General features: G+C 43.3%; 22 protein-coding genes. 15 read left to right on the forward strand and 7 right to left on the reverse strand.

Annotation, left to right across the window (positions count from 1 at the left end; genetic code table 11):
* Window positions 1–196: 196 nt before the first annotated feature.
* Together FSB73_RS24555 and FSB73_RS24560 are read left to right on the forward strand one after the other, a co-directional pair.
* On the forward strand, window positions 197–1,069 hold the full coding sequence (locus FSB73_RS24555; RefSeq protein WP_225974627.1) for an ATP-binding protein: 873 nt from the start codon (window positions 197–199) through the stop codon (window positions 1,067–1,069).
* A 32-nt stretch (window positions 1,070–1,101) separates the two neighbouring features.
* Window positions 1,102–1,569 (forward strand): hypothetical protein, encoded by a 468-nt coding sequence (locus FSB73_RS24560; RefSeq protein ID WP_394344844.1) that lies wholly within the window; start codon window positions 1,102–1,104, stop codon window positions 1,567–1,569.
* Window positions 1,570–1,766: 197 nt separating this feature from the next.
* On the opposite strand, the gene FSB73_RS08220 is transcribed toward FSB73_RS24560, so the two are convergent.
* The 4 genes from FSB73_RS08220 to FSB73_RS08235 all read right to left on the reverse strand — a co-directional run bounded on the left by FSB73_RS08220 (window position 1,767) and on the right by FSB73_RS08235 (window position 10,362).
* Entirely contained in the window at window positions 1,767–3,737 is a 1,971-nt protein-coding gene (locus FSB73_RS08220) for a sialate O-acetylesterase (RefSeq protein ID WP_146781025.1), read from the reverse strand.
* A 127-nt stretch (window positions 3,738–3,864) separates the two neighbouring features.
* Window positions 3,865–6,804 (reverse strand): glycosyl hydrolase 115 family protein, encoded by a 2,940-nt coding sequence (locus tag FSB73_RS08225; RefSeq protein WP_225974629.1) that lies wholly within the window; start codon window positions 6,802–6,804, stop codon window positions 3,865–3,867.
* A 55-nt stretch (window positions 6,805–6,859) separates the two neighbouring features.
* Window positions 6,860–7,999, reverse strand: a complete 1,140-nt coding sequence (locus FSB73_RS08230; RefSeq protein WP_146781026.1) for an endo-1,4-beta-xylanase — start codon at window positions 7,997–7,999, stop codon at window positions 6,860–6,862.
* A gap of 176 nt (window positions 8,000–8,175) precedes the next feature.
* Window positions 8,176–10,362 (reverse strand): glycoside hydrolase family 3 C-terminal domain-containing protein, encoded by a 2,187-nt coding sequence (locus FSB73_RS08235; protein ID WP_146781027.1) that lies wholly within the window; start codon window positions 10,360–10,362, stop codon window positions 8,176–8,178.
* 577 nt (window positions 10,363–10,939) lie between these two features.
* On the opposite strand from FSB73_RS08235, the gene FSB73_RS24565 reads away from it, so the two are divergent.
* From FSB73_RS24565 to FSB73_RS08255, 5 genes are all read left to right on the forward strand, one after another.
* A complete protein-coding gene (locus tag FSB73_RS24565; RefSeq protein WP_225974630.1) occupies window positions 10,940–11,236 on the forward strand; it encodes a VOC family protein in 297 nt (98 codons plus the stop codon).
* 80 nt (window positions 11,237–11,316) lie between these two features.
* Window positions 11,317–11,880, forward strand: a complete 564-nt coding sequence (locus tag FSB73_RS24570) for a VOC family protein (RefSeq protein ID WP_225974631.1) — start codon at window positions 11,317–11,319, stop codon at window positions 11,878–11,880.
* A 31-nt stretch (window positions 11,881–11,911) separates the two neighbouring features.
* Window positions 11,912–12,211, forward strand: coding sequence for a GNAT family N-acetyltransferase (locus FSB73_RS08245; protein ID WP_146781028.1), 300 nt, complete (start codon window positions 11,912–11,914; stop codon window positions 12,209–12,211).
* 97 nt (window positions 12,212–12,308) lie between these two features.
* Entirely contained in the window at window positions 12,309–13,277 is a 969-nt protein-coding gene (locus FSB73_RS08250) for a VOC family protein (RefSeq protein ID WP_146781029.1), read from the forward strand.
* Between the two features lie 68 nt (window positions 13,278–13,345).
* Window positions 13,346–13,987 carry an alpha/beta hydrolase gene (locus FSB73_RS08255; protein WP_146781030.1) on the forward strand — a complete coding sequence of 214 codons (642 nt, stop codon included), beginning with the start codon at window positions 13,346–13,348 and terminating at the stop codon, window positions 13,985–13,987.
* A 135-nt stretch (window positions 13,988–14,122) separates the two neighbouring features.
* Here the strand turns inward: FSB73_RS08255 and FSB73_RS24575 are convergent, their stop codons facing one another.
* Genes FSB73_RS24575 through FSB73_RS24585 form a run of 3 tightly spaced genes read right to left on the reverse strand, consistent with a single transcriptional unit; the run spans window position 14,123 to window position 16,265 of the window.
* Window positions 14,123–14,755, reverse strand: coding sequence for a nucleoside recognition domain-containing protein (locus FSB73_RS24575; protein ID WP_225974632.1), 633 nt, complete (start codon window positions 14,753–14,755; stop codon window positions 14,123–14,125).
* Window positions 14,728–15,195: a nucleoside recognition domain-containing protein gene (locus FSB73_RS24580; RefSeq protein WP_225974633.1), complete on the reverse strand. Its 468-nt coding sequence runs from the start codon at window positions 15,193–15,195 to the stop codon at window positions 14,728–14,730. Before FSB73_RS24580 ends, FSB73_RS24575 begins: the two co-directional genes overlap by 28 nt.
* Complete coding sequence (locus FSB73_RS24585; RefSeq protein WP_225974634.1) at window positions 15,192–16,265, reverse strand: FeoB small GTPase domain-containing protein; 1,074 nt, start codon at window positions 16,263–16,265, stop codon at window positions 15,192–15,194. Before FSB73_RS24585 ends, FSB73_RS24580 begins: the two co-directional genes overlap by 4 nt.
* Window positions 16,266–16,385: 120 nt before the next feature.
* Between FSB73_RS24585 and FSB73_RS08265 the strand changes: the two genes are divergently transcribed.
* From FSB73_RS08265 to rplS, 8 genes are all read left to right on the forward strand, one after another.
* On the forward strand, window positions 16,386–16,832 hold the full coding sequence (locus tag FSB73_RS08265) for an IPExxxVDY family protein (RefSeq protein WP_146781031.1): 447 nt from the start codon (window positions 16,386–16,388) through the stop codon (window positions 16,830–16,832).
* 258 nt (window positions 16,833–17,090) lie between these two features.
* The gene (locus FSB73_RS26520) at window positions 17,091–17,969 is read left to right on the forward strand and encodes an arginine deiminase family protein (RefSeq protein WP_146781032.1); all 879 of its coding nucleotides are present in this window, start codon (window positions 17,091–17,093) and stop codon (window positions 17,967–17,969) included.
* Window positions 17,966–18,613, forward strand: coding sequence for an arginine deiminase family protein (locus tag FSB73_RS26525; protein WP_146781033.1), 648 nt, complete (start codon window positions 17,966–17,968; stop codon window positions 18,611–18,613). The genes FSB73_RS26520 and FSB73_RS26525 overlap by 4 nt, the downstream gene beginning before the upstream one ends.
* A gap of 157 nt (window positions 18,614–18,770) precedes the next feature.
* The gene (gene ctlX / locus FSB73_RS08280) at window positions 18,771–19,718 is read left to right on the forward strand and encodes a citrulline utilization hydrolase CtlX (RefSeq protein WP_146781034.1); all 948 of its coding nucleotides are present in this window, start codon (window positions 18,771–18,773) and stop codon (window positions 19,716–19,718) included.
* Window positions 19,719–19,723: 5 nt separating this feature from the next.
* Window positions 19,724–20,467, forward strand: a complete 744-nt coding sequence (locus FSB73_RS08285; RefSeq protein WP_146781035.1) for a hypothetical protein — start codon at window positions 19,724–19,726, stop codon at window positions 20,465–20,467.
* 85 nt (window positions 20,468–20,552) lie between these two features.
* Window positions 20,553–20,756 (forward strand): hypothetical protein, encoded by a 204-nt coding sequence (locus FSB73_RS08290; protein ID WP_146781036.1) that lies wholly within the window; start codon window positions 20,553–20,555, stop codon window positions 20,754–20,756.
* Window positions 20,753–21,037 carry a hypothetical protein gene (locus FSB73_RS08295; RefSeq protein ID WP_146781037.1) on the forward strand — a complete coding sequence of 95 codons (285 nt, stop codon included), beginning with the start codon at window positions 20,753–20,755 and terminating at the stop codon, window positions 21,035–21,037. Before FSB73_RS08290 ends, FSB73_RS08295 begins: the two co-directional genes overlap by 4 nt.
* Window positions 21,038–21,092: 55 nt before the next feature.
* Entirely contained in the window at window positions 21,093–21,452 is a 360-nt protein-coding gene (rplS, locus tag FSB73_RS08300) for a 50S ribosomal protein L19 (protein WP_146781038.1), read from the forward strand.
* Window positions 21,453–21,591: the final 139 nt, after the last annotated feature.

Below are 21,591 nucleotides of genomic sequence, written 5' to 3' on the forward strand. Positions count from 1 at the left end.
TAGCTGGCAGTTGAATCATCTAATGTTGTTTCAGGGCTCAGCTACCAACCGTTAAATTAAGGGGTAAAATTTTTTATTTTATCCTTATTCTTACAAATTCATTGAAATAAGCATTTTTTCTACCCCTTATTTGAATGTTTTTGTACAAATAAGCCATTTTATGCCATATTCCACCACTATTCCAATTGGAAAAATTATGGGGCATTTGCGATATGAAAACCCTTGGTGGCAAACAAAAGCCATCAACTCCGATATACAAAAACTACCCCGGAGATTATATATACACCAACTGTTGCCTATTGTCAAAAACAGGGATTTAAAAAGAGCGGTGGTTTTAATGGGGGGCCATCGGGTTGGGAAAACAGTATTATTGCACCATGTTATCCATGCGCTGCTTAGCGTTGCAATCCCCGCTAAAAACATTTTGTATGTCGGGCTTAACAATCCTATTTATACCTCCATTGGGCTAGAGGAGCTATTTCAGCTGGGAGGGAAGGCCTCTGGGGCAAAAACAGATCCATTATTCGTTTTTTTTGACGAGATTCAATATTTGAAGGACTGGGAAAGACACCTAAAGATTATGGTAGATAGTTACCCCCAGGTAAAATTTATTGTCTCGGGCTCCGCAGCCGCCGCTCTAAAAATCAAAAGTACCGAAAGTGGTGCCGGAAGGTTCACAGAATTTATGCTACCTCCGCTTACCTTTCAGGAATTTTTGACGCTTCAGCATAAGGAAGATCTAATTTCACTGGAAAATGAAGCTTTCAAGGTTACGGACATCAAAGAATTGAATGGCCAATTTTTGAACTATATCAATTTTGGAGGTTATCCAGAAGTTATATTCTCCGAAACGATAAGAGAAAATATGTCTAAATATATCAAAGGGGATATAATTGACAAAGTATTACTTCGTGACTTGCCCAGTTTATATGGTATTAGAGATGTGCAAGAGATGAATCGATTCTTTGCCTATCTGGCCTACAATACCGGAAAGGAGTTCTCTTTAGAAAGAATTTCTCAGGAAAGCGGCATTGAAAAAAATATCATTAAAAATATCTTGAATATTTAGAAGCGGCATTCCTTATTAAAGTCGTTAACAAGATCCATGAAAAGTCATCAAGATTTAAAAGAATTACATTCTTTAAAATTTATCTCACCAATACTTCCATAAGAAGTGCTATGTTTTCTCCGATTGATTATACAGATGACGAAATGGGTCTGATGGTTGAAACCGCTATTTATGCACAATGGATGCACGAAAAAAATGATTCATTAAGGTATGCAAGGTGGAAGGTAGGCCAGACAGAGGGAGAAGTTGATATGGTGGCCATTGATACGCTAAAACAAAAAGCCACGTGGTGTCTGGAAATAAAATGGTCCAACAGGTTTATCACAAGACCCATAGAGCTCAAAAGCCTGTTTTATTTCTGTGAACTAAATAACCTGAACACGGCAACCGTGACCACCATTGATAAGGATTTGTCCCTCATGTATAATAACGTCCAGTTGAGATTTATACCAGCAGCAGTTTATGCATTTAAAATTGGTTATTATTCAATTACAAAATAGCCTGCGTCAATTCAAATCTGAAACCAGTTTGGCGCATGACTAACATACATCTGGCATGCCCTTAAATAATAGCCCCTTCCAGATGTGTGTAATTCTATTTAACCAAAGCGCTACGCCATTCGAAGAATACCTCATTATTAAAAGTGCCAAAAGTGCGCTCAGATTTGCGAATCAGGACGCCCGCTAAACGTGTCAACTCAGTGTGTCACCTGTAACTCAAAAGGAGCCGCCGGTAATCCAGCCTTGTTTTCAAGATTGGCGCTGATAGGGTTATCACTCCATGCATACCGGACAACCTTGGGATTTTTTATGTTCTGGCTATAGACCCAGACCGTTTTCCCGTTTGCCTGGATGCCTGCCGTCGCCCATTTGTACTTCCCATCTGCACCCGCCAGGGCAAAACGTCGCAGCTTTTGATCACCGGTTCTGATCTGTAACAACTGATCCGGCTTAAATTCAATGTATACTGTATCTCCTTGACAGGTAGCCTTATCCGCAATCGGGCTATGATGCATTGGACTAAAGACTGGCGCATTTTGATTTTGCCCTCCGTAGCACATATCTTCTGCCAGCATAAAAAGTCTTTCCCCCACGGGTCGCTTATTATAAGGATGCACATCATTCCATTCCCCCAGATCTATTGTCACAGCCATATCTGTACGTGGGTACTGAAGAATCGTTTGCTGCTGTTGGCGAAGTTTTGCCCAGCCGCTATATTTATTGGGGTCAAAGCTCTGCTGCATAAAATTTGGCAATTGAACGACCAAAAAAGGTAAGTACTGATGACCCCATCCCTGCCTGACAGCTTCCAATAATGCGGTAAGCTTTCCTCCATATTCACTGGCATTGTCCGCATTGGACTCGCCCTGATACCAAATAAAGCCTTTGACTGCGTAAGAAAACGCAGGTGCCAGCATCGCGTTATATAACCCAGCGGGACCCCACCGGATAAAAGTCTGACCCGGGGCAGGCTCGACCACCCCTCCAACTTTGTATTTCCAACGGCCGGCAAGCGACACCGTGTCCTTTCCTAAAACTAACGCATAGGGCTTATCCGGTACAAAGCCGCCTTTGCCCGACTGATTAACCAACCGGATAGTAATGGTATTTATGCCTGGTTTTAACAGGTCACCTGAAAAATCATATCTTCTTCTGGGGTATAAATAAGTCGTATTGCCTACATAGCTTCCGTTTACAAAAACAGAATCCGCGTCTACCATTCTGCCCAAAACAAGCCTGACTGTTTTTTCAGTAATCTGCTGCAGTACTACCTTTTTTTTGAGCCAAACGACGCCGTTCATATAACCGAGGCCTTGATCCGCCCAATAACCGGGTACAGACATGGTTGCCCAATTTTTGATTTCCGGGCTATTGATGGAAATTTGTTGCCATCCTTGCCTTTCGCCCTGGTCCTTGTCATTTAATGCTTTTCCCCAGGCGGCAGCCTTTGTCTGGTCGTTTTTTTCTATTGCAGCAATCAGGCTGTCACTTTTATATTTTTGAAGTATATTGTTATCCTTTGGGTACTTTTTCACGACAGCCTCGGGTAACCATGCCTCTATCGGAGAGCCCCCTAAACTGATATTGATGATGCCAACGGCCTCACGGGTTTGCTGATGGAGCCTGCGGGCAAAGAAAAAACCAACTGCCGTAAAACTGCCTATATTTTCATGAGTGGCAGCAAGCCAGCTTCCTGACTGGTAACTAATTTCGGGTTTTTTAAAATTATAAGCAGTCGGTACTTTAAATTGCCGGATACGGGGGTAACTGCTATCTGCAAGCAAGGATGGATACTTTTCTGTTACACTGGTTAGATCATGTTCCATATTGGACTGGCCGCTACAAACCCAAACTTCTCCGACCAGTATATCCTTAAGTATTATAGCTTCCTTTCCGCTGGTAATTTTCATCTCATAAGGCCCTCCAGGAGCCAAGGCCGGGAGCGCTATTGTCCAGCGGCCGTCTGCGCCCGCCTTGGAGGCATAGCTGTGGCCTTTAAATTCCACCTTGACCCTGCTGCCGCTGCTCGCCCATCCCCATACAGGAACTGCCTGATGGCTCTGTAATACCATTCCATTACTACATAATGCAGGAAGCTTTAATTGCGCCTGCAATAATAAACCAGGCAGTAATAATAGCAGACTGCCCACAATTTTTTTAAACATCATCTAAAGGCTTAAATATGATTATTTATAAATTTCTTCAATCCTTTCCTATTCAAATTCAAATTCCAACTCCAATTCCAATTTTCACACCCTTTACCATTGCTAATCCTTACCTCGCCCTATCTGATCTCTAAGGATTATAATAGGAAATGGGTGCTCCCAGAAAACTTTGCTTTTCTTTCCCAAAATCCAGTTCCATCTTTTGAATGACTACACCAGGAGAAATTGCCCAGATGGTCAGGGTATGTAAGCCGGCGTTCTTAATACTTACCTTGTCTGCAATCTTCCTAATACTGGCTGCCACTTCTTTTCTCCAGAGATTTTCCGATTCAAATCCCTTGTTGATATTAACAACTACAGGCGCCTGTGCGTCAATAGCATAGGCAAATTTAAGTCCCTCCGTATGCCAGATATTTAAAGTAGGTGAAAGATAAAACCGGATATGCGCATCCCCGGAATCAAGGGTATAAAACCGGTAGCTGATACTGGGATTTTCCCGGCTCATTTTAAGGGGCGTAAAGTTTACCGGCATGGGCGTAACGCCGCCCGCTGTTTTACCAAAGCCCTTTAAGGCCGTCCAGCGAATGCCCTGACCAAATTTTAAGCTGTCACTGGTATAGCCCAGCGCATCTATACTGACAAGGTCTTTACCTTGAATATACGCCCCGTGTGGCAACTGACGAATATCTACCGGACTTAATACCACCGTTATTTTTTTATGCACGCCACCACTGCCTTTAATATCAATGGCAGTCACCTGTTTAGTGGAAATTTTCGTCCAATCAACCTTAAGGTGAATCGCCCGACCGGCTGCTGCGGTTTTAACTATTCCTTTTTGAGCGTCCAGGCTGAGCAGTTTTTCGTTGGCAACTTTCACCGCATAATCGGCCGGCTGGTTTCCCATTGCGTACAACGTGATCTGACCAGGAGGTGTAGTGTTATCCGAGGTGGGTACCTGATTTAGATAAAGCGTATCCGGGCCATCAATGCCAAGTATTGCTTTACCCTGCAGCGTGATTTCCCGGACAGCAGGCAGGCTGTTATGCTCGGGCTGCTGCCAATAAGTATAGCCGATATGGGTTTGATCCATAAAATGATTCCATTTTCCGCCTGCATTTATCTTATTATACCGGTATGTAAGCAGGCTATCCTGCAGGTAATAATACCGGACGCTATCTGCGAATTGATTGGTCACAGATCTGTGTTGGTCGGCATATAGATGATTTAACGCCTGTGCCCGGTAAAGCCGGTACAAATTCGCACTGGCTGCCACCTGAAAATCTACCAGCTCAAAATAAGCAGCCTTATAAGCTTCTGGAAGTTTATCATAAATGGCCCTGCTTTTTTGCGCCAGCGCATTATACGCATCAACCACCCTGTTCCATTCATTATAATTTTTAAGGCTGTACGTCCTGCTATTAAGGAGCTCTGGCTTTACCCGTGCATTGTATTTGGTATAAAGATGAATAATATCAGCTATTGGCTGAGCGAAGGTTTCTCCAAACTGCTGCTTAGCCCAATTGGTTGTATAGGCCGGCAGGTCGTCATAGTTAATGGCTTCTGGATTACGGGCATAATCCAGAAAAAACGAAATCGGGAATTCCATCGGTTTTAGATCACCTACATTGACAATCCAGATCTGATCGACCCCATAACTATATGCCAGGTGCATTTGCTCCCAGGTCCTCTCAATCGTATTGGTATTGATCCATTTATAATTTCTGGGATCTCCCACGTAGTCAAAATGATAATAAATCCCATATCCACCGGATCTATATTTAGCATTTAAGGCCGGCAGCTTTCTGAGATTTCCCCAGTTATCATCACAAAGCAAAAGCGTTATATCATCGGGCACCCGCATGCCTTTATCATAATACTCCTGTACTTCTTTATAGAGTGCCCAGAGCTGCGGTGTCTTGCTGGCAGGTTTTCCAGTTACACTGGTTATGATCTGCCTTTGATCCTTAATAATTTTTTCCAGCAATGCAATATTGCTGCCTTCGGTCATCGGCATATCTCCATCACCACGCATACCGACTGTTACAATACTTTCATGGCTACCCATGTGCTGAATCCCCTTTTTCCAGAAATCCTGTAATACCTTTTGGTTTTCCTGATAATTCCATTCGCCTTTGCCATATCTTTTCCATTCCTGTTGGGCGCGCAGCATGGGCTCATGATGGGAAGTCCCCATGACGATGCCATACTGATCCGCCAGCACTGGATTTAAAGTATCATCATCATTAAAGGCATTGCCCCACATGGCCGGCCAAAGGTAATTGGCTTTTAACCTTAATAACAGCTCAAAAACTTTCGTGTAAAATTTATGATTAAAGCCCCCAAACTGTTCATGAACCCACCCTGACAAGGCTGGCGCTTCGTCATTTAAGAAAATGCCCCTGTATTTGACTTTTGGAGATGCCAGCACCATGGTTCGATCCAGACAGTATATATTTTGTTGATGGACAACAGGCACATCCCCCCAGTAATACCAGGGAGAAACCCCGATTTGTCTGGAAATCTCATAAATGCCATAAATCGTGCCCCGCTTATCACTTCCTGCAATCACGAGCGCCTGTTCTATGCCTGGGAACGGATGCGCCACAACACGCATCAGCGTTGCCTCCCATTTACCAGCCACCTGATCTACCTGTATCTTCCCATTTTTAATCAATTGATCAATCACCGAGCTATGGCCAATGGTCCCAACAATAATAGCTGTATGACTACTGTTATTACCAATAGCATTATCCTGCATCTTCAGCAGCGTCGCCGGTGTACCGGTTACTCTTTTAAAATCCTGACTTAGGTTGTCTGCTGCTATCTGAACACCCTTCCAATCATCTTCTGCCAAAACAATAGGCGCAACCTGACCTTGGCCTGCCAGGGCAAAGGCGACACTTGCCTGCTGCTGATCACTGCTAAAGCTAATCACCTGCTGCTGACCAAAACTATAGGAACTGCCCCAGCACATAAAGGCAATAAGCAAGTATATACCTTTGTTACCCATTTTTACGCAGATTACTTTTGCCATTACTCTTATTGTTGTGTTTATCCAATGACTTTTCATATTCAATAATATTTTACCAGCGTTGCGTTATTAGATTAAGTAATTGCATCTCTTTTTAAAAATCAGTGACCCCCTGATAGGCCGGCTTCCTTTGCAAAGAGCGGTCAAACAATAAGGGGTAGTTATTACGTCCTGCCACGGGATAATAGTTCAGCCAGCTGTCTTTATCAGAAACATTCCAAAAAGTAACACTGGTAATCGTACCCTTATATTCTCTGAATACTTTAAAGATCATTTTATAAAAGGCAGTTTGCTTATCCTCTACCGCTCCCTTGTAAACAATATGATCCTTATTCTCTAATGCTCTTTTGTTTTTCTCCCATGGAAATACAGAGACGTCCAGTTCTGTAATCTGAATTTTTAAACCCAGGCTTTTAAACAGATCCAGGGCATTTCTAAGCGCCTGTTCTGTAGGCTGATAAATGGACCAATGGGCCTGGATGCCGATGCCCGTTATGGGCACTCCACGCTTTTTTAACCCTTTCAGCAAAGTATAAATGCGCTTTGCCTTCTCCGGAAATACCACGTTGTAATCATTATAATAAAGTTCAGCTTTAGGATCCGCCCTATGGGCATACCAAAAGGCGCTGTCAATAAAAGAAGGACCACAGATCTTGAGCCAAGGGCTCTTTCTGAGTAGTTCTGCAGGATTATCGCTAATCGCTTCATTGACCACGTCCCAGGCATAAATATCTTTATGATAGCGCGTGACCACTGTCTGAATATGACTGCGCAAACGGGCAAATAAGCTGTCTTTTGTTACCGTTGCGCCGTTGCCGTCCTTAAAAAGCCAGCCCGGTGCTTGTTCATGCCAGCAAAGATTATGTCCCCTGACTTTTAAATGATGGGCCCTTGCAAAAGCAACAATACTATCTGTCGGGCCAAAATTATACCTATTCTGCCTGGGATGGATCGGCCCCATCTTCATATCGTTTTCTGGGGTAATGCTATTAAATTCCTGTAATATCAACCGCTGTTCAGCCCCATGAATATTATGGCTGTTCACCGCTACGCCGATCGGAAAATAATCCTTATAATAATCCTTCAGCCCCTTTTGGGTATTGCGGTGCGCTCCCTTATTAGTAGCGCTGTTTTTGGAGGCGCTTTTAGTGGTGGCAGCGGGATTGCCGCAACTACTCAGACACGCAGTGAGCAGTAGGGAGACAGAAAACGATAACAAAGAATTTATACGCATCAGTGTTGTTTTAATTGTAGAAAAATATCCAATCAAAAATCGGAGTCATTAATGCATGATAGTACAACCAGTAGCATGTGAACCTCCCTTGTGAGACAAGGAGTGACAAGTAGTCACAATAAGGCGGCACATACTAAGCACATCACCTTTAATTAATTCCCAAAATATCGGATCATTTACTTTACGTCAATAATCAATTTGCTCATGGCGGGCGCACCTAATTGCTGAGCACGCGAGATGGGCGCACTGCCGCCGACATATACCGTAAATTTACCATTGGGCATTACTGCTTTCCCTTCATCGTCATAAACCATCAGATCGTCTGCCCCCAGCGTGAAACTTATCTTTTTAGTTTCACCTTGCTCAAGATGTATCCGTTTAAAATGCCTAAGGGTATATTTTGGCGTCTCAAAATCCTGTTTGGGTACGCTTACATATAGTTGCACGACTTCGTCGCTGGCCACCTGACTTTTATTTTGCAGCGTAGCGGTGATGGTAATTTTATCCTCTGGGTTTTTAAAAGTGCTATGGTCAGCCTTTAAATCCTGATAAACAATAGCTGCATAGCTGAGTCCAAATCCAAAAGGATACATGGGCGTCTTATCCATATATCTATATGTACGACCTTTCATGGCATAATCCTGATAAGGCGGTAAATCGTCCAAAGACATGGGGAAGGTCACAGGTAGTTTGCCGGAAGGAGAGACTTTACCAAAGATAATATCCGCTACGGCATTGCCGCCCTCTTCTCCCGGATACCAGACCATGAGTAATGCATCAGAGAGCGAATCGACTGTTTTTAGGTTCATCGGGCTGCCACCTGTGACGATGGTTACGATCTTGCCCTGATAACCCTTTCTTAGTTTTTTTAGAAAATCCACCTGATTTTGTGGAATATTATAATCGAGCCGGTCTCCAAAATGCTTAGAAGCGATGGCTTCTCCCTCTTCACCTTCCAAGGTTCCATCGATACCTAATACGACAAAAATGGCTTCGGCCTGTTGCGCATCGCCTGTTGTCCAGTCTATTGGATTGTCATTGGGCCGGTCCATTAAAATACCTTTGCGGTATTGCAGTTGACTGCCTTTGGCTATATGGCCTGCGATTCCCTCAAGAATGGTACTCATCTGATTATTTACACCATAGTAATTGCCTATCAGCGCTTCCATATTAGTGGCGTTGGGGCCAGTGATGTAATACTTTTTAAGATGGTTGGATAATGGCAATGTATTGGCCTTATTTTTCAACATGACCACAGATTCTACTGCGGCTTTACGGGCTAATGCCCGGTGTGAATCACTATTAAGTTCATCTGGAGTTATTTTGTCATAAGGATTGCTGCCCACTGGATCTAATAGACCTAATTTGATCCTTGTACGTGTTACCGCAGCCAGGGCGCTATCTACTTTGGCCTCCGACGTTAATCCCTGTTTTATTGCATCTACCAGCGCATAATAAGTTGTTCCGCAGTTCAGATCCAGGCCTTTATTAATAGCCAGGGCTGCCGCCTGGGCCGCAGTATTTACAATATGATGACCCTTATAAAGATCTTCTACCGCATCACAGTCGGATACAATGTGTCCTTTAAAACCCCACCAGCCTCTAAGTACAGTATCAATCAAAAAACCACTGGCACTGCAGGCCTCACCATTCACGCGGTTATAGGCAGACATAAAAGATTCCACGCCGGCTTCCGCCAGCGCATGAAAAGCCGGAAAATAGGTTTGACGCATATCCTGCAGACTGACCTTTGCATCAAATTCATGCCGCAGCCTTTCCGGGCCACTATGAATGGCGTAGTGTTTGGCACAGGCTGCTGCCATCAGGTGCTCGGGGTCGTCTCCTTGCAGTCCTTCTACAAAAGCAACACCCATCTGAGAGGTCAGATATGGATCCTCTCCATAGGTTTCTTGGCCCCTGCCCCATCTGGGGTCCCTGAATATATTTATATTAGGACTCCAAAATGATAAACCGCCGTATTGGATCTCATAACCGTTTTTACGATTGATATTAAATTGTGCCCTGGCCTCTTTACCGATGGCTGTAGAAATTTGTTTTAATAAAACCGGATCAAAAGTAGCCGCCTCCCCGATGGCCTGGGGAAAAATCGTCGCTACGCCGGAACGTCCCAGTCCATGCAACGCCTCGTTCCACCAGTTATAAGCTGGCACACCCAGCCTTGGAATCGCTGGTGTACTGTTCATTAATTGATCAACTTTTTCCTTAAGCGTTAGTTTGGATATAAAATCATTAACCCGCTCGTTGACTGATTTGGAAGGATCCTTGAAAACCTGGCCATTAGAAACAGCAGCCATGGCTAAAAGGATGGATAATACACTAAGTTTAATGCAGAATCGTTTCATGACAAATGATTAATTTTAAGGAAAGGTAATCAATATTCTGAAATTGCAATCGATTGTCATATATATTATTAATAATTATATAATAGATGGCATGCTATAATACTATAAAATCAATCGGTTACCCGCAATATAATCGGGAGGTTGATGATGATTGTTTGTTGTTATTTGTTGTATTTGAATAGTCCCTGCAGGTTGGTAACTCAATTATCAGCACTTCTTCGCAATAGTTCCTTATTATTCGCGTAACGCCCGCCTATATCCTGTTAAGTTTTAGTGGGACTGAAACTAGGTTTAACAATAAGTCGTAAATTTCGTATAATAATCAACAACGGCATATAAATATATATATGTGGCGTATTGATGTAACTTTTGGGAAATGAAGCCTTCAGCATTCGGTAATTTACTCGTAAGCAAATTGCTGCCTGCGAGGGAAAAATCCGGTATGGCCTTTCTCCAAAATAACAATACTAAAGGTATCTTAACCTAGATTAAGTTTGCTGAGGACCATACTTAACCTAGGTTATTTTAAAGGGTATAACCCCGGTGTAACTTTGCAGTATCAAAAAAATTATGAATTATGAATGACCATCAAGTATTAGGATTACACCACATAACAGCCATCGCAAATGATGCAAAAAGAAACCTTGATTTTTATACCAAGGTACTGGGACTGCGCCTGGTAAAAAAAACCGTCAATTTCGATGACCCGGGCACCTACCATTTTTATTATGGTAATGAATCAGGGACACCGGGCACGATCCTGACGTTTTTCCCCTGGGAAGGCATAGGTGCAGGACAAAACGGAACTGGCCTGGCCACGCATATTGGATTTAGTGTTGCCAAAGGGCCATCCCCTTTTGGAAAGAACGGCTGACAGCCTTTAAGGTTCCTTTCGAGGAGACCGAACTTTTTTCGCAAAAAACACTCTCCTTTAAGGATCCGGATGGACTCCAGTTGCAATTTATTGAACCTGCTTCACCAGACAACAAAGACAATCGGATACCTTGGGCCACAACAGATATCCAAAGCCAGGTCGGGATAAAGGGTTTCTATAATGTGACACTGACTTTAGAAAAGGCGGATGCAACAGCCAAGGTACTGACAGATATTCTGGGTTACGAAGCTTCCAAACAAGAGGGGCAAAAATTACGCTTTATTCATCCGCATACTCAGACGGCTGGTGTTGTGGACCTCCTGGAAGCCCCCAACGGCCCCAGGGGTTACAATGCAGCTGGCACGAATCATCATATTGCCTTTAGGGTTAAAAACGATGATATTCTGATGGAGTACCGGGAAAAGGTTCTCGCCGCAGGCCTACAGATTACGCCCAAAATTGATCGGGATTATTTTTTCTCCCTATATTTTAGAGAACCCGGTGGAGTGCTCTTTGAACTCGCAACAGACAATCCTGGATTTACTATAGACGAACCCCTGGAAACGCTGGGCAGCACTCTAAAGCTACCCAAACAATATGAAGGTATGCGCAGCAAAATAGAAAAAGTGCTGCCCAGACTTTAATCCCTTATTATTACATATAAAAATCAATACCATGGAAAGAACTGCAGTTGTATTACAGGATAACGGTTTTGGAGAAACCTTGTTATTCAGTGATGATGCCATCGCCGGCAAAATGGACATTTCCGTTGCTGACAACCTCTTAACCGTTTATCACACCGAAGTTGGTGATGCCTATGGAGGTAAGGGGTATGGCAAAATTCTGCTCCAGGCCATGGTAGATTACGCCAGGACAAACAAATTAAAAGTGCGCCCGCTTTGCCCATTTGTCCACGCGCAATTTAAGCGCCACGAGTCAGACTATCAGGACATTTGGTTAAGAGAAGATGCATAATACATCTATCCCCATGCATTAACGTCTCACCAAATCAATAAATTTCAATGACAGCAGCGGGGTGCTGTCTTGAACTCAATTAACCGAAAGGAAAATCATGCAAACGTTAATAACAGGTTTACACCATGTGACAGCCGTCCTAGGAGGCACTCAGACAAGTATGGATTTTTATGCAGGCATCTTGGGGCTGCGTCTCGTCAAAAAGACCGTCAACTTCGACGACCCAAATGTCTATCATCTATATTTTGGCGACTCGAAGGGTTCTCCAGGCAGCATTTTCACGGTATTCCCCTATGGAGAAAGCCTCAAAGAAGGTCGGCATGGACAAGGTAAAATCAACACCACCGCCTTCTCTTTACCTGCGGCTAGCCTGGCATTCTGGCAAAAGCGTCTGGATCAGTTTCATATTGCCCATAAACACGCACAGCAGCGTTATGAAGGGGAAGTATTTATCTATTTGGAAGATCCGGATGGCTTAGGTCTGGAACTCGTTTTTGACAATAAAGAAAACAGGCCAGGTAGCGGTTTTAATCCCAATATCCCGGCCAGCCATAGTATCCGGGGCCTCCATCATGTAGAACTCTGGCTGGATCATTTTGAAAAAACAGCGGCCTTGCTTACAACGGTTATGAACCACCGGCTACTGCAGGAAAGCGCCGGTCGGTTCAGATACGCAGTAGATGATTTGCCGGGAAAATATGTAGACATTCTTTGGGACAGCCAAGGCGGTCAAACACTTAAAGGGCTTAGCGGCAAAGGCATGGTCCACCATGTGGCATTTGCCACACCGGATAAAACAACTCAATTGGAACTTCAGGTGCGGTTACAACAAATGGGATTAAACCCCACGCAGGTGAAAGACCGCAAATATTTTTCATCAGTTTATTTTACAGAACCCGGTGGCGTCATCTTTGAAATTGCGACCTCCGGTCCAGGTTTTACCGTCGACGAAACGGCTGGCGAGCTGGGAACCCATTTACAGTTACCGGAACTTTTTGAATGGAACCGGACCTATTTGACCGGTAAGCTGACCACCGTTCATTATGACGCAGAAAAGTTTAAATAACCCTTTTAAACAAGGCCCTTAGGTTGTATAAACGAAACATCCATCAACCCCAATTAAACCTTAAAGTAATGACACAAAACAATAATAAACATACATTGGATATTCACCTGCCTGACAAGGGCAAGTCCTTGCAGGAAGCTAAAAAAGCACTGATTATGATCCACGGCCGCGGGGCCGCCGCCGAGGATATGCTGGCTTTAAGTAATCACTTGCGGGTTCAGGATTATGCTATTTTGGCACCGCAAGCCACTAATTATACCTGGTATCCAAATTCTTTTTTAGTAGATACTGTACAAAATGAGCCCTGGCTCAGTTCAGCGGTGGACATTATCCACCAAACCGTACAAAAAGTAATAAAAGCGGGTATCGCCCAGCAAGACATTTACTTTTTTGGATTCTCTCAAGGAGCCTGCCTGACCCTAGAATATATGGCTCGTAATGCTGGTCGTTATGGCGGGGCAGTGGCCATTATCGGTGGACTAATAGGTCAAAAGCTAAATAAAGATCAATATAAGGGAGATTTTAAAGGCACGCCCATATTTATTGGCACCAGCAATCCAGATTTTCACGTGCCAATAGAACGAGTATACGCCACCCAAAATATCCTAACGGATATGCACGCTGAAGTAACGCTAAAAGAATATGCTGGAATGGGACATACCATTAATCAGGAAGAAATAGATTTAGCCAATCAATTGATTTTTAAATAAGCAAAACGCTATAGGAAGTGTAAGGAGGTTGAATTACAACAAAACAAAAAACGAATCAGCCCTATAGTGGCATTGTTCATACAATACTGCTATAGGGCTGATTCGTTGAATCCCTTTTACGCGCCATACCACCATTTACCGCAGCAGCAAAAAGGTAATCCAGCTACAGACATAGGCCAGCGCTGTCATATATGCGAGTTGGATCATCGGCCATTTCCAGGATTTGGTTTCTCTTTTGACGACGGCCAGTGTACTCATGCACTGCATGGCTAAGACATAGAAAATAATCAAGGACATGGCAGTGGCCAGTGTATAGACTTTAGAGCCGTCGGACCTTTTAGCATTCTCCATTTTCTCTTGGAGCGTTGCCGTATTATTCTCATCCACACTGTATAAAGTAGCCATGGTACCCACAAAGACCTCTCTGGCAGCAAAGGAGGTAATCAGTGCAATACCGATCTTCCAGTCATACCCCAAAGGACGGATTACCGGTTCTATTGATTTGCCCAGAATACCCGCATAAGAATTTTCCAGTTTTTCTGTGCCATATTCCCTGTCCAAATCCTCAATAGCCGTCGAATTAACAGGCACCGCTGCTATAAGCGCTGTTTTTGCATGTTCATACTTTTCCGTTACCGTATGCATTCTTTTGGACGGCCCATACGAACTTAAAAACCAAATCAAAAGACTGATCACCATAATAACCTTCCCTGCTTCCAGTACAAATATCTTCGCTTTTTCTACCATGGTGACCCCCACGTTTTCCATCTTGGGGCTCTGTATACTGGTAATTCAAGGATAAAGAAACTTTTCTCTTTGATTTTAATGATCCATTTTAAAACCAGACTGACAATGAGTGCCATCACTACCCCTAACAGGTACATAAACATCATAATCAATCCTCTGGCAGAAAAGATACCCAGATAATAAGTATCCGGCACCACCAGGCCAATCAAAATTGTATAGACCGGCAGGCGGGCACTACAACTCATTAGTGGCGTAATCATAATGGTCAGCAGCCGTTCTTTCTTATTTTCAATATTACGGGTGCTCATGATGCCGGGGATCGCACAGGCAAACCCACTGATCATTGGCATTACACTCTTGCCATTCAGCCCGACCTTACGCATCAGTTTATCCATTAGAAAACTAATACGGGCCATATAACCGGAATCTTCCAAAAGTGTTATCAGGCCAAACAGAATCATGATCTGGGGCACAAAAATGACAATCCCCCCAGGCCGGCTAATAAGCCGTTACAAAGCAGATCACTCCACCAGGCTTCGGGCAAAACGGAGGCCGTCCATCCGGTCAGTTCAGAAAATCCCCAGTCAATGGCATCCATTGGGTAAGATGCCAGCCAAAAAATACTCTGAAACAGGATAAATAATACAACGAGTAAAATCACATACCCCCACACTCTGTGCAGTAGTAAATTATCCAGTTTATCGGTGAAAATCTTTTTTTGCAGCGGATCTGGTTCCACCACAAATTGTTGCATAATCTTGCGGATTCTGGTGTATCGCTGCAAGATCTCTTCTGCCTGGACTTTATTGGGTGAAAAGTGGTGTTTTTCATCCACTTGCTGGATGGCCTCCTTCTTTTCGTTAGAAAAGGCCAGGTTTTTATAATTAGCCAAATAATGTATGGCCAAATAATCATTAACTTCTGGCATCAAAGCCTGTAAATCCGCAACAGCTTCAGGCGCCAGGGCTTTATTGTCAATAAAATCAGGTGCCGGCGCAGAAACGCTTTGCGACAACACATGACTGATCACCTTTTTTAATTCTCCGATCCCTTTATTGGTCCTTGGATTAACCGGTACTACCGGAATATTCAGTTCTCTGGAAAGTTCATCCACATCAATGCGGATGCCTTTTTTCTGGGCCAGGTCATTCATGGTAAGGGCCACAACGACCGGACATTTGAGATCCACCAATTGGGAGCAAAACAGCAGATTCCGCTTTAAGTTACTGGCATCCATCACCAGTAAGAGCAAATCCAGATCCTGTACCTTTTCTACATCCATCATAACCCGATAGGCTACCCATTCATCCTCTCTTCTGGGATACAAACTATAGGTCCCTGGCAGGTCAATAATTTTTGCCTGGCCATGTCCGCCGATCTGGGTAGAGCCCACTTTCTTATCGACCGTAACGCCCGGGAAATTCCCGACCTTTTGGTTAAGGCCCGTCAGGGCATTAAACAAAGAGGTTTTACCGCTATTGGGATTGCCCGTCAGCGCGATCTGAATCGTCTTTTTTCCGGTTCTTAACATTGCGGGGCAAATTTACCATTCTTAGGCGTGATTCCATTTACGATTTTGGGAAACTATCTGATTTCTCGGTTTCTTTTAGCTTTCTATTGGCCTTTTTGTTATAAATCCTAACTTTGGTCTATGAAACCTGGCAAGAGCTTTTTACTGGACACCCAAGACTCCTACGACGAGTTCTTCGAGGATAGCTGTCTGATTGGGCTGGTCACTTCCGTTAAAAGCTATAAATTTTGCTTGCGCGTCAATAAACTCCTGAATTTTGATTTTCGGCTCAATACTGATATTGAGATTTTATTGAATAAAAAGAACCGGAATTATTATTTCCCTGTCTATCAATCCAATGTAAAACATAGCTTTACCAAGCATTTTCTGTACAGCAACAGAAACGATGGCGAGATATTACTCCCAGAGTTTAAGCATATTGACTTTATCTGGTTGATAAAAGGTCAGGTCGGTCCTGGTGATGAGTTCGGGCAGATGCTATCCTTAGTTAAATCTATCCAGGATGTGCAGTTGGCCACGGAAATTGATTATATGTACCTTGAACATAAAGAACATCTGATTTTTTAATCCTCCTGATTGTAACTCGTATCACTCCCGCTTTATAGTATTTATTTTTAGGGAAGAACGAATAAGTGAGCCATAATGCTTTAATACTAAAAAAGGCCTCCTCATAGCTTTTTTATGCTGTAATAACCCGCGTTTTTATATACAAAGCATTAGACTATTAATGCCTTGCGGTAAACTAACATTTATTAGGTTATTAACACCCAGCGGCTATTTAATCGTCAAAAAAGCCCTATATTGCGGCCAATCAAACGCCTTTTTATGACCCAAAATGAACATATCCACGTTGAAACAGAAATCGGCACCTTAAAAAGACTGATTATACACAGTCCCGATGGCGGCATCGGAAAAGTAGTCCCTGCAAAATTTAAAGAATGGTTATATGACGATACGGTTCATTTATCCCAAATGCGCCGTGAATACAATCAATATATCAAACTGCTACTGCACTTTACCGACCCTGAAAAGGCTGCCTATGTGATGGATTTTGAAAAGACCCAAAAGGACAAAATACAACCGGATTGTTATAAACCGGACAACCCGGCCTATTTTAATAGTAAAAACGTGCTGGATGCCCAGTTCTTACTCTCGGAACTCCTTCAGGAAGACAGCCTGCGTCAGCGGCTGATTTCTGCGGTATGCGGCTGGGAAGGCAGCAGTTCGTTAACGGAGAAAAAACTGATGGCCGTGGACCGCTCCGAGGACCTGGCCAAGGCCTTGATAACAGGCATTATCAAGGAAGGCGGTGAAGATACCGGAGAATTTATTTTTGCACCCCTGCCCAATTTTATATTTACCAGAGATATCGCCATTGCAGTCAATGACCATTTATTACTCAGTAATGCAGCCAGCCCTGCCAGAGAAAGAGAATCACTATTAATGAAGTTTATCGCACAATATTCTTTATTTAAAAATCAAAGTGAAAAATTGATTGAGATCTCTGAACCAAGCAATTTTTTCCTCTTAAGCCAGGAAGAACAGGCACTTCAAAAAACCAGTCTGGAAGGTGGTGACGTAATGATGATCTCACCTAATCATCTGCTGATCGGCTGTAGTGAACGTACTACGCCCGCTGGTGTCAATGAAGCAATCCATAATATTTTTGCCGATGCCAGCACGGGCATCGAAAAATATCGGTGATTAAAATTCCGCAGCACCGGGCCATGATGCATATCGACACCGTCTTTACCCAAGTCAGAAAAGATACCTGGGTACTTTTCGGGCCCTTTTCTGAAAAAATCATGCAGCTGGACAAAAGAAGCCAGTATAGTTATATAAAAAGATTACACACGGATCATCATGAGGAAAGTGGCTTTAAAATTGAGATTCTGCGCTTTCAGAAGCCGTTATCAGAGTCCTATGCCCCGTATAAAAACTATGAAGTCAATATTCACCCCCATATTACCGGCCTGGAATCCCTGCTAAGGGATATCAGTGTGCATGATTTTGGGGTGGATCCGGATAAGGTTCAGATCATCTATAGTGGCAACAATACTTTCCCCTATGATGAAAGGGAACAATGGACAGACTCCTGTAATCTGTTGGCTTTGAAAGATGGCGTCGTTGTGGGCTATGACCGCAATGAACTCACCATTAATACCTTTAAAAGGCGAGGCTTCTCCATTAAAAATGCAGCCGAACTCAACGATGAGCTGGGCTTTGGGAAATTAAAGGCAGCAGACATTGAGAATACACTGATTTTGCTGCCCTCTGCTGAACTTTCCAGGGCCAGAGGTGGTTCTCACTGTATGAGTCAACCACTGCTCAGAGACATGCTGCCTTAATCAACAGCTAAGTGCATAGCGGACAATAATAGCCCTTCCAATATTTTGCATAAATCTTTATATAATTATATAGTTGGTTATTGTAGCAGCGTTTGAATGGGCATAAGCTTCGTTAATGTACCTTTAGCCTCCAATTAATTATTATTTTCTTATATATATGCTGGATAAAAATTTAATATTTCCACAGATCTGTTCTACTGTACTCATGGTCAGGCCAGCCAGCTTTGGCTTTAACAGCCAGACGGCTTTAAATAATGCCTACCAGCAAAATCCGGGAGATAGTCAGGCGGCCACTGCCACCCAAAAACAAGCACTACTGGAATTTGACCGGTATGTTACCACCTTAAGAGCGCATGATATCACGGTTGAAGTGATTCAAGACAGCAAAACGCCGGTTAAACCAGATGCTATTTTCCCCAATAACTGGTTTTGTACCTTACCTAGTGGCAAAGTCATTATCTTCCCAATGTTCGCCCGGAACCGAAGAGAAGAAAAAAGAGAAGAAATCCTGCAAATGCTCAAGCAGCAATATCAAGTCAGTGATTTTGAAGATTGGAGTGAATATGAGGCCGAGAACTTCTTTTTAGAAGGCACTGGATCCATGATCTTTGATCATCCAAATAAGACAGTGTACGGCTGTCTTTCTGCCAGGACCCATAAACCCTTACTGGAGACCTTTGCAAGGGCCCATGGCTATAAGCCCATATACTTCAATGCCAGTGATGAAAATGGCACACCTATCTATCACACCAATGTCATGATGCATATTGGCACTACTTATGCGGTTATCTGTCTGGAATCGATTAAAAATAAAGCAGAGCGCATCCGGATAGCTCAGGAACTTCAACGCAGCGGACATGAAGTTATCCAGATAACCCTGGATCAGGTAGCCCACTTTGCAGGTAATATGCTACAGGTAGCAAGCAAATCCGGTCAATCCTATATCCTGATGAGTCAATCTGCATACAATATACTTTCTTCAGAGCAAAAGCAGATTTTGTCGATTCACAGTGAGCCGCTGGCTGTTGATATCTCGACCATTGAAACCGTAGGTGGGGGCAGTGCCCGTTGCATGGTGGCTGAGATATTTCTTCAAAAAGCATAAAATGAATGAGTACGCATAAAATTATCCCTATGAGCCTACATAATTTTCGGCAGTCAAACAGCCCTTTTAATAAGATTAATCAGTATTGCTTATTACTTATATCTACACTGTTAATGGCTGGTTGTACCTGTAATAATAATAAGCAAGGAACCAGTAATGCAGACAGTCTGGAAATTTTAAAAGCAGACAGTCTGGCCATGGAAGGACGCACGTCCAGCCATCAGTTTACTTTTGACAGCCAGACTACCGGCTGGCTGTCTGCTACCATGGGCGGTAGAAAAGTAGATACAACAGATTTTAAAAACGGGCACCCGCCTGGTCCCACTGCGGACAGTACCGCTGCCGGCTCTGATGCCGCCATTGGCCTTTTCGGGGATTCTGTGAATTTTAATCCAGACAATAAATACTATGAGCAATATGCCTCGGTCCTTCGCTTCTCTCCAGACAGCAGCTATATTTTAGATTTTGGCTCCTATGGGAGTATCCCTGTTAAAAACAAGGCGGGGCGCACCAGCCTGGAAGGTGGGGAACCAGATACCAAGATTATGGTGGGTATTCCTGGCCAGCACAAAGAGTGGCAGGTTATGTTTGCCGGGCCCGGCACCGTCATTTTGGACGCCAAATGGAAAAATGACCATCAGTTTATGCTCTTATACTCCCAACAAGCAGATAAAGACCGGATTGACACAACGCTTTTAATGGGTGACATGCATACGCGCAGCTTGCATTGGTATCAACTGCGTAAATAGAAATATAACCCTGATTTTAAACACAATACCCGCTTTATTTTTGGCAAAAATCCCCTATTTTTAGGAGGTGAAACTACTTTATAATTTGTTAACACGCCGCCGATTATCGGCAGCACTGACTGGAATAACGCTACTGATAATCAGTTCATGTGCGCTCACCCGACCTGCATTGCAGGAGGATCAGGTAGCAGGTATCTATAGTGCCGTAACTGATTTTTCCAGGGACGTCCAAAACATGAATGGCGCAAAAGAAACCATGGTTTATAAAAAAGGCAGAGAAGAAAATTGAAATTTCTAACCAACCATACTTTTATCAAAACCATTCATTATTCCAGTGACCGGGTGGCCGATCAAATCGTAATGGGACAATGGGAATTAGCTGATAATCAAATTATTCACGCATATGGCAAAGAAACCATGGGTGCTTTTTCTGAATATTACCAAATGGAAGGCTCCCCAGGCAAACTGATTCGTCTGGATGAAAAAAAACAGAAACTTGCCCCTGAATATGCCCCATTTTTTACCTATTACAAGCAAAACCCCGACAAGGTCATAACCGGTTCAAAATAATTTTGTAGATTGTTTCATTTATGCCTACCTTTGCAGTCCTTAAAATTTTTAAGCTATGAACGCAGCAGTGAACTATGTACACGAGCAACTGACACAGGTCAAAGAATTTCCGAAGTTTAAAGCTGGTGACAATGTTACCGTAAACTATAAAATTGTGGAAGGTGGTAAAGAGAGAATCCAGAGCTTCCGTGGTGATGTTTTGAAAATCCAGGGCAATGGCGCAACTGCTACTTTCACTGTCCGCAAAATTTCTAACAGCATTGGTGTAGAAAGAACTTTCCCGTTCACCTCTCCCAACGTTGACTCTATCGTTTTGAATAAAGTTGGTAAAGTTCGCCGTGCGAAACTGTACTTCCTGCGTGAAAGAAGCGGTAAAAGTGCTAGAATTAAAGAAAAACGTTTCTCAAATATCTAATCTGCTGCGCCCAGCTATTTTAAGCGGCAACACGCTAAATAGCCATAAAACAGCAAAAGCCTAGGTAGTCAAATTCAGATGACGGCTGAGACTACAGCGCTACTGCAGCGTTCCTACAGCTGGTCACCTGATGATTTAA

Source organism: Arachidicoccus ginsenosidivorans (assembly GCF_007971385.1).
In the GTDB taxonomy this organism is placed as follows: Bacteria; Bacteroidota; Bacteroidia; order Chitinophagales; family Chitinophagaceae; genus Arachidicoccus; species Arachidicoccus ginsenosidivorans.

Excerpts from the sequence above, each read along its gene's own strand:
- FSB73_RS24555 (WP_225974627.1), top strand. The coding sequence starts at position 197 with ATGGGGCATTTGCGATATGAAAACCCTTGGTGGCAAACAAAAGCCATC.
- FSB73_RS08220 (WP_146781025.1), bottom strand. The coding sequence starts at position 3,737 with ATGATGTTTAAAAAAATTGTGGGCAGTCTGCTATTATTACTGCCTGGT.
- FSB73_RS08225 (WP_225974629.1), bottom strand. The coding sequence starts at position 6,804 with ATGAAAAGTCATTGGATAAACACAACAATAAGAGTAATGGCAAAAGTA.
- FSB73_RS08230 (WP_146781026.1), bottom strand. The coding sequence starts at position 7,999 with ATGCGTATAAATTCTTTGTTATCGTTTTCTGTCTCCCTACTGCTCACT.
- FSB73_RS08235 (WP_146781027.1), bottom strand. The coding sequence starts at position 10,362 with ATGAAACGATTCTGCATTAAACTTAGTGTATTATCCATCCTTTTAGCC.
- FSB73_RS24565 (WP_225974630.1), top strand. The coding sequence starts at position 10,940 with ATGAATGACCATCAAGTATTAGGATTACACCACATAACAGCCATCGCA.
- FSB73_RS08245 (WP_146781028.1), top strand. The coding sequence starts at position 11,912 with ATGGAAAGAACTGCAGTTGTATTACAGGATAACGGTTTTGGAGAAACC.
- FSB73_RS08250 (WP_146781029.1), top strand. The coding sequence starts at position 12,309 with ATGCAAACGTTAATAACAGGTTTACACCATGTGACAGCCGTCCTAGGA.
- FSB73_RS08255 (WP_146781030.1), top strand. The coding sequence starts at position 13,346 with ATGACACAAAACAATAATAAACATACATTGGATATTCACCTGCCTGAC.
- FSB73_RS24575 (WP_225974632.1), bottom strand. The coding sequence starts at position 14,755 with ATGGAAAACGTGGGGGTCACCATGGTAGAAAAAGCGAAGATATTTGTA.
- FSB73_RS24580 (WP_225974633.1), bottom strand. The coding sequence starts at position 15,195 with ATGATTCTGTTTGGCCTGATAACACTTTTGGAAGATTCCGGTTATATG.
- FSB73_RS24585 (WP_225974634.1), bottom strand. The coding sequence starts at position 16,265 with ATGTTAAGAACCGGAAAAAAGACGATTCAGATCGCGCTGACGGGCAAT.
- FSB73_RS08265 (WP_146781031.1), top strand. The coding sequence starts at position 16,386 with ATGAAACCTGGCAAGAGCTTTTTACTGGACACCCAAGACTCCTACGAC.
- FSB73_RS26520 (WP_146781032.1), top strand. The coding sequence starts at position 17,091 with ATGACCCAAAATGAACATATCCACGTTGAAACAGAAATCGGCACCTTA.
- ctlX (WP_146781034.1), top strand. The coding sequence starts at position 18,771 with ATGCTGGATAAAAATTTAATATTTCCACAGATCTGTTCTACTGTACTC.
- FSB73_RS08285 (WP_146781035.1), top strand. The coding sequence starts at position 19,724 with ATGAGTACGCATAAAATTATCCCTATGAGCCTACATAATTTTCGGCAG.
- rplS (WP_146781038.1), top strand. The coding sequence starts at position 21,093 with ATGAACGCAGCAGTGAACTATGTACACGAGCAACTGACACAGGTCAAA.